Raw genomic sequence first — 12347 nt, 5'->3', positions numbered from 1 at the left:
AAATAGGTACATGTCTATATTGACATCTGTCTCGGCGTGCTTGGAACGGGGAGTGCTCTCAGCCGGCCGGGACGCCGATGTCGGCCAGCAGGGCGCGGACCCGGCGCTCGATGTCGTCGCGGATCGGGCGGAGCTGCTCCGGCGTCTTGCCGTCGGGGTCGTCCAGGTCCCAGTCCAGGTAGCGCTTGCCCGGGTGGACCGGGCAGGCGTCGCCGCAGCCCATGGTGACCACCACGTCGGCGGCCTGGACGATCTCGCTGGTCCACGGCTTGGGGAACTCGCCGGTGATGTCGATGCCGCGCTCGTGCATCACCTCGACGACGGCCGGATTGATCAGCTCGCCGGGCTCGGTGCCGCCGGACCAGCCGAGCGCGCGTTCGCCGGCCAAGCGGGTGAAGAAGCCGAGCGCCATCTGCGAGCGGCCGGCGTTGTGCACGCACAGGAACAGCACGATCGGCACGCCGCTGCCGTCCTTGCCCTCGACACGCGCCAGCGCGCGCAGCCGCTGGCGGGCGAACCGCTCGGCCAGCAGCGGCAGGTAGTTGGCGATGACGGCACGGCCGGCGAACTGGTCGTAGCTGGTGTGCAGGAACCGCTCGATGGTCTCGGCGCCGAAGGTGCCGGCGAACTCCTCGGCGAGCGTGCGGGCTGCGGTGAGCAAGGCGTGCTGCTGATCGACGGTCAGATCAGCGTGGCGGTAGGTGCTGTCCATGAAGGGCTCCGGCGACGTCGCTCATATCGACGACTGTCGATTTCGATATTCATCGATATTGGCAGCCGTCGATGTCATGCGGGTGAACGCCGGGCCAACATCGGCCCTCGCTCGCTCAGGCGCCGACCGCAGCGCTGCGTCGTTCGATCAGCAGCACGTCACGCCAGATGCCGTGGTGGCGACCGACACGCTCACGCGTGCCCACCACCCGGAAACCGAGCGCCTGGTGCAGGCTCAGGCTGGCGGCGTTCTCCGGGAAGACGCCCGACTGGATCGTCCAGACGCCGGCGTCCTCGGCGGCGGCGATGAACGCCGCCAGCAGCGCCCGGCCGATGCCGTGTGCCTGGCATCCGGGGTGGACGTAGATGCTGTGTTCGACCACTCCGGCGTAGACCGGGCGGGACGATACCGCCGAGGCGGCCACCCAGCCGAGCACCTCGCCGGAGTCGGCGTCCACCGCCACGTACCGCAGGTGCGGCAACCGGCTCGCGCTGAACCCCTCCCAGCTGGGCGCAGTGGTCTCGAAGCTGGCCTGGCCGGTGTCCAGCCCGGCCTGGTAGATGGCCAGCACCTCGGCGGCGTCGCTCTCGCGCATCGGCCGGATCTCCAGGCCGGGCCCGATGGCGGGCTTGACGGCCTGGACGATCGCCGACCGCACCCCGTCGCCGTGATCGGCGGTCAGCACGATCCGCACGTCTGTGAACCCGGCCGCCGCCAGCAGCATGCGGTACTCGGTGACCGGCAGGGCCCCGACCACGCAGCCGATGCGCTGCTCGGCCGCCCGGCGGCGCTCCGGATCGAGCTCGCCGTCGACCACGACGTCGCTGACGCCGAACCGGCCGCCCGGCCGCAGTACCCGGAACGCCTCGGCCAGCACCGCGGCCTTGTCTCCGGACAGGTTGATCACACAGTTGGAGATGACCACGTCCACCGACTGGTCTGGCAGCGGCACCCGCTCGATGCTGCCGTGCAGGAACTCGACGTTGCGCGCGCCGGCCTGCTCGGCGTTGCGCCGGGCCAGTGCCAGCATGTCGGCGCTGGCATCCACCCCGTACACCGTGCCCTGCGGGCCGACCCGGCGGGCTGAGAGCAGCACGTCGATGCCGCCGCCTGAGCCCAGATCCAGCACCGTCTGGCCGGCGCGCAGCTCGGCGACGGCCACCGGGTTGCCGCAACCCAGGCTGGCCCGCACCGCACCCTCGGGCAGCATGCCGAGCTCCTCATAGCCGGCCGGGCCGAAGCCGCCCTGCTCGAACGCGTCCTGCCCGCAGTCGGCGACCGTCCTTCCGGCGTCCGCGGCACGGGCCAGCGCGGAGTAGTGGTCGATGATCTCGTCGTACGCCATGACCAGGCTCCTTCACTGGCAGGTGGGCGCGACCGGCGCGGGGTTGCCCATGACTACGTCGGCGGCGGTCGGAAAACAGCTCACGCAGTTCTCGTTGATCCGGTACAGGCTGGAGGTGCCCTGCCTGTCGACCAGCACGAACCGCACCTCGGCCAAGATCTTCAGGTGGTGCGACACGGTGGACTGCCCCACCCCGGACGCGGCCACGATCTCGCCCACGCTCATCGGCGCGCGCCGCCGGGCCAGCAGCGACACGATCTGGATCCGGGTCGCGTCCGCGAGGGCCTTGAACCAGCTCGCGTACTCCTCGGCCTCCGCCCGTGGCAAGAGTTCCTTGTTCTCGTTCATCGTCAATCGACGATATTCGATGCATCAGAAAAGCGGAAGCCCCCGCTCGCTCTCACAAGAGGCTCGATGTACGTGATAATGGATTATTATCATGTACTTGAGCGATCATGGCGACGCGGCGACCAGGAGAACCCCTCGCCGGGCAGGTGCGCGACTCCAGCACGTTATCCGGTACATCGCGGCGGACGTCACAAGGCGGCCGGCATGAGCGCCGCACCGAAGGTCGCCGCCCTATGCGGCGGGCACGTCACCCTCGCCGCGGCCGCCGACGCCTACTTGGCCACCCAGCGCACGGCCAACCCCAACACCCACCGCGCCTACGCTTCGGCCATCGACCGCGTCATCGCCCTGCTCGGCCGATAGCTGAGATCGCCGACACCGAGATCGGCCAGGCGCTCGCCGACCTGTGGGGGGCGAGCGCGCCGGCGACCTGGAACCGCAACCGCGCCGCCATCGCCTCCTGGCTCACCTGGTGCCAGACCAAGAAGCACTGGGCCGCACCGTCGGTGCCGGTCGACGCCGAACGCCGTAAGGAAACCACCGACGAGACCCGCGCGGTCGCCAAGACCACGATCCACCGGCTGCTGTCGCGCCGCGACATTCCCCTCCGGGAGAAGACGCTGTGGCGGATGCTCTACGAAACAGCGGCCAGAGCGGCTGAAATTCTGGCGCTGAACGTCGAGGACCTCGACCTGGAGAACCGGCGCGCCCCCGTCCGCTCCAAGGGCGGCGCCGTCCAATGGGTCTACTGGGACTCCGGCACCGCCCACCTGCTGCCCCGGCTCCTCAGGTTCCCGGACGGCAGCACGCGCACGCACGGACCGCTGTTCCTGGCCGAACGCCGCCCCGTCCCCGCCCGCCGACCGGCCGCCGCCGACATCTGCCCGCACACCGGCCGTGCCCGCCTCGGCTACGACCGCGCCCGGGTCCTGCTCGACACCTACGCCGGCCTCGACCTGCACCAGCTGCGCCACAGCGCCGCCACCCACCTCGGCGACGCCGAAGTCCCGCTTCAGCTCATCATGGGCAAGACCCGGCACAAGAACCCTCGCACCGCCATGCGCTACGTCAAACCCGGCGCCGAAGCCATCGCCAAGGTCACCGAAGTCCTGGCACCCCGTCGCCGTACCCATTGATCAACCGAATGGCGGCTGGCCGAAGCTGCAGGAGTTCCGGGCCAATCACCAGATGGTCTGCACGCTGCGGGCGTGCAGACCACTTCGCGCATCTGTGCACACGACTTCGAAAACCGACAACAGACGATCTTGGAAAGTCTGATCCTCGTGTTTCGGGACCGATTCAGGGACGTGGGCGCCGCTGCGGATGGTCGCCGATCCAGTTTTGTGTGGGGCTCATAACTCAAACCCTCTTGCATAGTTCAGAGAAGGAACCCGTCAAACTTGGGCTCGTACCGATAGGCGCCGGGACGGCCTGGAGGAAAGTCGGCCACGGCCTTGACGACTTCCCTATTATAGGCTTGTTTGCGCTGCTCGGAAAGGGTGGCCGCGCCTGGTTTCTATCGGCCACCCGAAACAGACAAAACCCCCATTCGGTATAGAAATTATCAAGAAAGCCTAGAGCATCCACGATGAACAGCTAGAGCCTGTACGGAGTTGAGATCAGTGAGATCGCCTGCGCCGCAGTCGGCGATCCTGGTAGGCCATCGGGCATGGCGCGTGGAGAACTCACCGACGAGGAGTGGGCTCTGATCAAGCCTCACCTGCCATTAGGCGAGCGGGGCCCGATCCCGAACCTGCGGCAGCAGTTCAACGCGGTGATGTGGCGGTTTCGCACCGGCAGCCCGTGGCGGGACCTGCCGCCCGAGTACGGGCCCTGGTCCACCACCTACGACCGGTTCCGCGCCTGGGCGCTGGCCGGCGTGTTCGAGCGGCTGATGCAGGCGATGATCGCCGAAGCCGCGGCTCGCGGGCAGGCCGACCTCGACCTGGTCAGCGTGGACTCCACCACCGCTCGCGCGCACCACCATGCCGCCGGGATGGTCTTGGACGGTGAGCTGGCGGCAGCGCTCGAAGAAGCCACCGAACGGGAAAAGGGGCTGCGTCAAAGGGGCAAAACGCCCGCGACGGCGCCTTCGGCGACGACGGGGACGGGGACGGGGACGGCCGACGACGGCTGCGCCGCCGGCACCGGTTCCGGCTGACCGCTGCCGGGCTGGGCCGCTCGCGGGGCGGGCTGAGCAGCAAGGTGCATCTTGCGGCCGACCTTCGCTGCCGCCCGCTGGCCTTCGTCCTGACCCCGGGCCAAGCCGGAGACAGCCCACAGTTCCGCACTGTGCTGGAGCGCATCAAGATCCGCCTGCCCGTCGGCCGTCCGCGCACCAGGCCGGGAGCAGTGGCCGCCGACAAGGCGTACTCCTCCCGCGGCAACCGCGCCTACCTGCGCCGGCGCGGGATCAAGACCGTCATCCCGGAGAAGACCGACCAGGCGGCCAACCGCAAGAACCAGGGCTCTCGCGGCGGCCGGCCGGTCGCCCATGATGCCGAGCTCTACAAGCAGCGCAACACGGCGGAACGGTGCATCAACCGCATGAAGGAGTGGCGTGGGCTGGCCTTCCGGTTCGACAAGACGTCCGACAACTATTTGGCTGGCCTCCACCTATGTGGAGCCGTCTTATGGATTCGAAGCCTCCGACCGACCTGAAGATCCGAACTTCGTACAGGCTCTAGTAGCCGGCGGAGGGGGACCGTCGCCAGCTCGCCTCAGCCGTGACGTCCCCTGACGAGAAGCACAGGCCCGCCCGTGGAGCCGACCTGGCTCACGCGCTGACGAGCCGGCTGGCGCGTGGGTCTGCGTCTTACGCGGTGTCGCGGGGAGCCAGTTGAGAGATGCGCTGGGGTGACAGGCTCAGCACGCCGCCGGTGTCGCGGGTGCTCCACTTCTTGCGGGTGAGCAGGCGGGCCGCGCTGGTGACCGCGTCCCGTTCGGCCTGCTCGGCGTCCGCGCGGGCGGTGCGGGCGGCGGTGACGGCGTTGACGGCGTCGACGATCTCGGGGTCGTCCGGGATCAGGTGGACGCCCACGGTGTGGGGCTCGACGCCGAGCAGCTCGACGATGGCCTGGTGGGTGTTGCGCCGGGCCTCGTTCCAGTGCGAGCCCTGGGCGAGGACCGCCCGGCCGCCGGGGAGATCGCGGACGTTGACGGTCCAGTGCTTGCCGGTGCGGGTCGCGATGGCCTGGTACGAGGTGTACTCGACGTCTGCGTACTCGTCCGGGTCGCCGTGGGATTCGGGCTCGTCGAAGATCCCGTCGAAGTGGCTCATGCCCTGGAACTCTAGGCAGACGGTACAGGATTCGTCTAGCAAGACTAGATGAAAATCATCTAGTCTTGCTTACAGGTCTGGGTGTAGCGCCCGACCCCACGGCGCTCGCCCCGGTGACGCGGCGCTGCCGGCCTTCGGCGGCGCTGGCCCTGGAACTCTGCGAAGCCTGGCAAGGCGAGTGGGGGGAGCGTCCACGCCAAGACGTCCTGGAGGGTGCCAGGACGGACAGGGGCAGTTGTGGAAGTGGAGGGTGCCCACGCGGTCGGCGGTGCGGGGGCCTGATCGGGGATGTGCCATCGTCGAGTTCGAAGCGGACAACGAGGGTGTTCTATATGAACCGATCGGCACTCAAGGTGTGGAGCGACGAGAATGACTGATGTCTCTGAAGGCGCGGTCGCACTGACCGGAGGGCGCATGGCGTCGAAAGTCCTCCGAAGGAACGACACGGTTCTGCGGCCCGCCTCGAATTCCTCCGAATTCATGGCTGCACTTCTTAAAACTTTCGAACAGCAGAATTTCACGGGTGCCCCGAAGTATTTGGGCCAGGTGGACGGCAAGGATATATTCACCTATATTCCGGGTGACGTGCCCGCGAAATTCCGGCCCTGGTCCGATGGCCAGGTGGGCGCAGCGGCCCGCCTTTTGCGCCAGATGCATGACGCTACGCGCGGAAGTGACTTGGCTGGTCGCTTCGATGTGGTGTGCCACCATGACCCCGGCCCCAACAACGCTGTCTTCCAGAGCGACCTGCGGGTTGCGTTCATCGACTTCGAGCAGGCGACCCCGGGTGGCCGCCTTGAAGATGTCGCCTACATGGCGTGGACCTGGTCGATCTCGTCGAAACAAACGATGGCGCTGGAGGACCAGGCGGCGCAGGTCCGCCTCCTCGCCGACACCTACGGTCTGCACGAAGCGGAGCGCCACGCGCTGACCGACTGCGTCCTGGAGCGGCAATCGCGCAATGCCCGCTTCTGGGCCGAGCTCGCAGTGTCGAACTTCCACGATCTGGCCGCAGGCGACGCCACCACTGCCGTCATCATCGACGTGATCACCGCAGTCGGCCGCGGAATGGGCCGGGTCCCTCCCCCACAGGGACAGGTGGGCGCGGCGGAGCAGGCCCCGGCGCGGGGGCGCAGGAAAGAAAGGTTGACAGCGCCCTGGCGCTGTTGGTCGCTCAGTCCGGGGCCGTCAGGCCACGCACACTGTCGGTGCTCGGCCGCGTCTACTGACGCGGCCCGCCCTGCCCGTCGCAGAAGACCTCCTTGACGAGCGCGTCCACCAGCTTCTGGAAATCCTTACCTGGGCCCCTGGTGGCCTCGTCCACCCAGGTCACCGAGCCGGTCACGGTCGTCCGGCCGTCGGGCGAGCTGTACATCAGCGCGCCGTAACCGTGCGGAGGGCTGCCCATGTGCTGGTAGACGTTGCCGCAGCCCGGGCCCAGGTCCTGGACGAACAGTCCGAGGCCGTAGCCCATCTTGGGGTGCGGCGTGCGCATCTCGGCGAGCAGCGGGGCGGGCAGGAGTTTGCCGCCGTTCAGCGCGGAGATGAAGGTGTGCAGGTCCTGGGTGCTGGAGATCAGGTCACCGGCGCCAGCCAGCAGGGAGAGGTTCTGACGCGAGATGTCGACCACCTGCTCCCGGCCGGCGGCGTCCTCATACCGGTAGTAGCCATGGGCGTACGGCCCGGGCAGCCGCGTCCGGTCACCCGGCACCGAAGTGTCCTTCAGGCCGAGCGGCCGCAGGATGCGCCGCCGCAGTTCCTCGGCGTAGGAGCGGCCGGTGACCTTCTCGATCAGCAGCATGGCCAGGGTGTAGTTGGTGTTGGTGTACTGCTGGTCGCTGCCCGGCTCGAACCGTAGCGGCTTGGCCAGTGCCACCCTGACCAGCTCTTCGGGCCGGTAGGAGCGGAAGCGGTCGGGCAGCCAGGCGTCGCCGTTGGCGGAGATGCCCGGCACGAACGTCCCGTCGGAGTCGAAGTCGCCGGTGTAGTTGAACAGGCCACTGGTGTGCCGCAGCAGCATCCGCGCCGTGATTCGCCGGTCCAGCCCGAGCTCGGGCAGGTAGCCGGCCACGGGGGCGTCCAGGACGATCTTGCCCTCGGCCACCAGTTGCAGCACCAGGGTCGCGGTGAAGGGCTTGATGATGCTGCCCGTCCAGAACCGACCGTTCGTGGGCGGCTTCGCGGTCGCACCCCGCTTGCGCACTCCGGCGCTGCCGGCCCACTCGCCCCGCTCGTCGTGCACGCGCAGCTGCACTCCGGTGAAGCCGGCATCGACGAATGCCTGCATGGCCTTCCGCAGCTCCGGGCGGTCCTGCCCGGAGGCCGCCGACACGGTCACGCTGCTGTCCGCGGTGGCCGGCCCAGGCGTGGCCGTCCCGGCCAGCAGCGTGGCCGCCAGCGCTGTGACCGCCATGCGCCGCAGGGCTTTGGTCGCGGGTAGGCGTTGGGTTCTCATGGTTCCTCGTCTTCAAAGTCGTGCTCAGCGAACCGTTCGCCGGGCAATGCGGGGGTGGGGAGGCCGGGTTTCAGTAGGCGGCCGCGCGCTCGCCGGCTCGCCTACCGAGATGTCCCGGGCGTGTTTCTGGTGCTCCGGTCCGGCTATTGAGCCGGTCCGGCCTGCCCGCTGCCGAACACCTCGGCGACGAGGCGCTGGGTCGCCTGCTGGAAGGCCGCTCCCAGGGACAGGGCAGCGTCGTCGACGTAGTTGAGCGCGGCGGTCAGGGTCTTGCTGCCGTCGGGCGTGCTGTACATGAGCGCGGCGTGGCCGGCCATGCCGCCGTTGTGGGTGATGAGGGTGCCGCCGCCGGGCGCCTCCTGCACGAACACGCCCAGCCCGTAGCCGGCCTTGGCTTCGGGGGTGCACATCTCGGCCAGCAGCTCGGCCGGCAGCAGCTTGCCGCCCAGCAGGGCGGAGATGAACGTGTGCAGGTCACGGGTGGTGGAGATCATGTCCCCGCCGCTGGAGATCCAGGACGGGTTGTGCCGAGTGACATCGACTGTCTGGGTCTGACCGTCCTCCTCGTAGCGGTAGTAGGCGTGCGCGTGCGGCTCGGGGATATCCGTCTCGCCGGCCGGCTGGACGGTGCCGGTCAGACCGAGCGGCCCCAGGATCAGCCGGTGCATCTCCTCGGCGACCGGGCGGCCGGTGACCTTCTCGATCAGCAGCCGGGCCAGCACGTAGTTGGTGTTGGCGTAGCTCCAGTCGGTGCCCGGCTCGAACCGCGCCGGCTTCGACAACGCCAGCCGCACCAGCTCTTCGGGCCGGTAGGTCGTGAACCGGTTGTCCACCCACTCCTTGCCCGCAGGCGTGGCGGGGATACCCGGCGCGAACGTGCCGTCGGGGTCGAAGTCGCCGGTGAAGTTGAAGATCCCGCTGGTGTGCTGCAGCAGCATCCGCACGGTGATGCGCCGGTCCAGCCCGAACTCGGGCAGGTAGTCGTCCACGGGGGAGCCCAGGTCGATCCAGCCCTCGGCGACGAGTTGCAGTACCACGGTGGCGGTGAAGGTCTTGGTGTTGCTGCCGATCCGCACGTGCCCGTCCACCGGCACCGCCTCGGTGCCGCCGAGCTCGGCCGTTCCGGCGCTGCCGGCCCACTCGCCCCGCTCGTCGTGCACCCGCAGCGACACTCCGACGAAACCGGCATCGACCATCTCCTGGAGGACCTTGTCCAGCTCCGGGCGGTCCTGGCCGGCCTCCGGCACGGCCGGGACGCTGTCCGCGGCAACCGTGCCGGGTGAGACGGAGGCGGCGTCGAGGGCCGCGGTGATCTTGCGGGCCATCTCCGCCATGGCAGGGCCGGCCTCACCCCGGGTGGACGCTTGGACGGCGACCAGGACGGTGCGGCGGAAGTCGGCGGCCTCGGCCGGGTCCCGCTGCTGGAGCAGGCTCATGGACTGCGTTAGGGCGGGCAGCACCTGGTCGGCGAGTTCGGCTACGGTCTTGCCGTACTTCACACCCTTGGGGGCCTTGGCAAGTACGTGCCCGACCAGGCCGGTCGCGGAGGTCAGGGCGATGGAGCCCTCGGTGGCGGCCTTGTGCGCCGAGCCGGCGGCACCGGCGGCCGACATCAGCGACACGGCGCCCCACGCGGCGGTCCGCAAGGTGAGCTGGTTCTGCTCGGAAAGGGTGATCGACATGGCTGTGTGCTCCTTCATACTCGTTACGAAAATCACGTGATCGGACGGACGCGTCTTCGCCGGATCGTTCATGGCATCCACAATCGCCGACCGCGCTGACACCAAGCCGTCGCCGTCCTGACGCGACCGCTGACAAGACACCGCCTGGTGGCGGTGAGCGTGAGGGCCGGTGGAGAACGAGCCTCCATGGTTTGCATCGGTCACGGTCGCGTCGCGGCGAAGCTGGGCGCGTAGTCCTTCAGCCTGACGATCTGGCCACAGGCAACCTCCGGTACGTTGGCGGCGACCATGCCAACCCCTTCATGGAGGGGCGTGCCCATGAAGAACCGGTCGGCGCCTTCGCGTCCCATCTGCTGATGTTCGGCGACGAAGCCGCGCATCTCCCGCTCGTAGACGGCGAACGCCGCCGTGTGCTCGCCGCTGGCGTCGGCCAGTTCGCCGGCGAGGACGTAGGCGCCGATCAGCGCCTGGGAGGCGCCCAGGCCCGAGGTCTGCGCCGCGCAGTAGCCGGCGTCCCCGAGCAGCACCACCCGACCCGAGGACCAGCGGTCCATCTCCACCTGGGCGTTGACGTCGAAGAAGAAGTCCTGCGCCCTGCTCGTCTCCTCCAGCAGGCGCGGGATGGGCCCGCCTTCGCCGGCGAACCGTCCGGCCACGATGCGTTTGTGCTGCGTGACGTCGTCACGGTCGTAGGCCAGCGGTCCGCTGGCGAAGTGCAGCGCCGCGTGCGCCTTGGCGTTGTCGCGGATGGTGAGGACGCCGGCCGCCTTGCCCGCCATGCCGGGGAGCCGGTCGGAGCCGGGCAGGCCGAGGTGGCCGGGCAGGCTGAAGGTCGCCGTGTAGATGCCCAGGTGCCGGATGAACCGCTCGCGCGGCCCGAAGGCCAGCGAGCGGGTGCGCGAGTGCAGCCCGTCGGCGCCGGCCACCAGGGCGAAGCGGCGCGGCCGGCCGCGTTCGAACGTCACCCGCACGCCGGCAGGGTCCTGCTCCACCGAGGCGATCGAGTCAGCGAAGACGTACTCCACCTCTTGACAGGCGGCCTCATGAAGCAGGCCGACCAGGTCACCTCTGAGGATCTGCAGGTCGCCCGCGAAGGCCACCGCGGGCGGGTCGCCGTCACCGTCTGGCCTCGGCGTGCCGCCCAGGTGCGTGTGCAGCGCCTTGACCTGCTCCAGCAGGGCCATGCGGTCCAGCACGTCCAGAGCCTCGCCGCGCAAGCCCACCACGCCTGCGCCCGCGCGCACCCGCGGGGCCCGCTCGACCACGGTGGGGGTGAAACCGTGGTGGCGCAGCCAGTACGCCAGAGCGGTCCCGGCGACGCCGGCGCCGGAAATGAGGACGTCCATCACCATGCTCCATCGAATAAACGATTCGTGCGATTCGAGGATCAAGTACGGTGAACGCCCGGAACAACGACGAATCTTGAAAGATCACCTTCAGTGAGAGTGAACGGAGCAGGTCAGGCGTGGAACTGCGCGACATCGAGATCTTCCTGACCCTGGCCGAGGAACTGCACTTCGGCCGTACCGCCGCCCGGCTGTGCCTGTCACCCGCTCGCGTCACCCAGGCGATCCAGAAGCAGGAGCGGCAGATCGGCGCACCGTTGTTCGAGCGCACCAGCCGCACGGTACGGCTGACGCCGGTCGGCCGGCAGCTCCGCGACGACCTGCGGCCTCTCTACGCCGGGCTGAAGCACAGCGTGGAGCGCGCCCAGCTCGCCGGCCAGGGCATCACCGGCATCCTGCGTGTCGGCATGTTGCCCGCCAACGCCTACGACCTGCGCGCCTACTGGGACGTCTTCCGCTTCCGGCACCCACAGTGGAAGCTGCGCGTCCGAAGCACCCAGTTCAGCGACGCTTTCGCCACGCTGCGTCGCGGCGACATCGACGTCCTGGTCGCCTGGCTGCCCGTCGACGAGCCCGACCTCGCCGTGGGACCGGTCCTGCTCGCCGAACCCCGGGTGCTGGCCGTCTCCACCGGTCACGAGCTCACCCGCCGCACGTCGGTCTCGCTAGAGATGGCCGCCGACTTCCAGCATCCGCAGGCCAGCACCGCGCCCGGCTACTGGTACGACGCCTTCGTTCCGCGCGAGACCCGCCGCGGCCGCACGATCGAGCGGGGCCCTGTGGTGCAGAACACCGAAGAGGCCATCACTCTCGCCGGCATGGCCGAGATCGTCGTGCTCTTCCCCTCCCACATGACCCGCTACTGGGTACGGCCGGACATCACCTACCTGCCGGTCACCGGCATGGAAAAGCTGCCGTTCGCGCTGGTATGGCGCAGCGAGTCGGAGAACGAGCCCATCCGGGCCCTGGCCGAGGTGGTCCGCGATCTGGGCCCTCTCGCTCCGGAGAGCTGACCGCCGAACAACACGGTGAGCCCGGAAGCATCCGGCGGATCGGACGCCATCAGGTGCACCGCCGTCCCCAAGGGGTGAGGTCGGCTGCTGGAGGGGAGCAGGCTTGTGCAGGGTGGTGGGCGTCTGGGGCAAGCACGTACGCACTCGCGGCCACTCGATTGTCGCC

General features: G+C 69.0%; 11 protein-coding genes and 1 pseudogene. 5 read left to right on the top strand and 7 right to left on the bottom strand.

The features are described 5' to 3' along the window. Positions 1–58: 58 nt before the first annotated feature. The 3 genes from ABD292_RS40925 to ABD292_RS40915 all read right to left on the bottom strand — a co-directional run bounded on the left by ABD292_RS40925 (position 59) and on the right by ABD292_RS40915 (position 2405). Positions 59–712, bottom strand: a complete 654-nt coding sequence (locus ABD292_RS40925; protein ID WP_344217314.1) for an arsenate reductase ArsC — start codon at positions 710–712, stop codon at positions 59–61. 115 nt (positions 713–827) lie between these two features. After that, on the bottom strand, positions 828–2057 hold the full coding sequence (arsM, locus tag ABD292_RS40920; protein ID WP_344217312.1) for an arsenite methyltransferase: 1230 nt from the start codon (positions 2055–2057) through the stop codon (positions 828–830). Between the two features lie 12 nt (positions 2058–2069). Continuing rightward, positions 2070–2405 (bottom strand): ArsR/SmtB family transcription factor, encoded by a 336-nt coding sequence (locus tag ABD292_RS40915; RefSeq protein ID WP_344217310.1) that lies wholly within the window; start codon positions 2403–2405, stop codon positions 2070–2072. A 204-nt stretch (positions 2406–2609) separates the two neighbouring features. On the opposite strand from ABD292_RS40915, the gene ABD292_RS40910 reads away from it, so the two are divergent. The 3 genes and pseudogenes from ABD292_RS40910 to ABD292_RS40900 all read left to right on the top strand — a co-directional run bounded on the left by ABD292_RS40910 (position 2610) and on the right by ABD292_RS40900 (position 5066). Further along, on the top strand, positions 2610–2768 hold the full coding sequence (locus ABD292_RS40910; RefSeq protein WP_344217308.1) for a hypothetical protein: 159 nt from the start codon (positions 2610–2612) through the stop codon (positions 2766–2768). 143 nt (positions 2769–2911) lie between these two features. Further along, a complete protein-coding gene (locus ABD292_RS40905; protein ID WP_344217306.1) occupies positions 2912–3541 on the top strand; it encodes a tyrosine-type recombinase/integrase in 630 nt (209 codons plus the stop codon). A gap of 533 nt (positions 3542–4074) precedes the next feature. Next, positions 4075–5066: pseudogene (locus ABD292_RS40900) on the top strand (IS5 family transposase). Between the two features lie 154 nt (positions 5067–5220). On the opposite strand, the gene ABD292_RS40895 reads toward ABD292_RS40900, so the two are convergent. Further along, positions 5221–5685, bottom strand: coding sequence for a hypothetical protein (locus tag ABD292_RS40895; protein WP_344217304.1), 465 nt, complete (start codon positions 5683–5685; stop codon positions 5221–5223). Between the two features lie 369 nt (positions 5686–6054). On the opposite strand from ABD292_RS40895, the gene ABD292_RS40890 reads away from it, so the two are divergent. Continuing rightward, a complete protein-coding gene (locus tag ABD292_RS40890) occupies positions 6055–6951 on the top strand; it encodes a phosphotransferase (protein WP_344217302.1) in 897 nt (298 codons plus the stop codon). Here the strand turns inward: ABD292_RS40890 and ABD292_RS40885 are convergent. From ABD292_RS40885 to ABD292_RS40875, 3 genes are all read right to left on the bottom strand, one after another. Beyond that, entirely contained in the window at positions 6908–8140 is a 1233-nt protein-coding gene (locus ABD292_RS40885; RefSeq protein WP_344217300.1) for a serine hydrolase domain-containing protein, read from the bottom strand. The genes ABD292_RS40890 and ABD292_RS40885 overlap by 44 nt on opposite strands. 143 nt (positions 8141–8283) lie before the next feature. Then, positions 8284–9822 carry a serine hydrolase domain-containing protein gene (locus tag ABD292_RS40880; RefSeq protein ID WP_344217298.1) on the bottom strand — a complete coding sequence of 513 codons (1539 nt, stop codon included), beginning with the start codon at positions 9820–9822 and terminating at the stop codon, positions 8284–8286. Positions 9823–10022: 200 nt separating this feature from the next. Next, entirely contained in the window at positions 10023–11168 is a 1146-nt protein-coding gene (locus tag ABD292_RS40875; RefSeq protein ID WP_344217295.1) for an FAD-dependent monooxygenase, read from the bottom strand. Positions 11169–11287: 119 nt separating this feature from the next. Here ABD292_RS40875 and ABD292_RS40870 point away from each other — a divergent pair, with 119 nt between their 5' ends. Then, complete coding sequence (locus ABD292_RS40870) at positions 11288–12181, top strand: LysR family transcriptional regulator (RefSeq protein ID WP_344217293.1); 894 nt, start codon at positions 11288–11290, stop codon at positions 12179–12181. Positions 12182–12347 lie beyond the last annotated feature (166 nt).

This window comes from Nonomuraea bangladeshensis, from assembly GCF_039529455.1.
GTDB classification, from domain to species: Bacteria; Actinomycetota; Actinomycetes; order Streptosporangiales; family Streptosporangiaceae; genus Nonomuraea; species Nonomuraea bangladeshensis.
The sequence above is the reverse complement of the archived record's forward strand: the minus strand, read 5'-3'. Positions and strand labels throughout refer to the sequence as shown.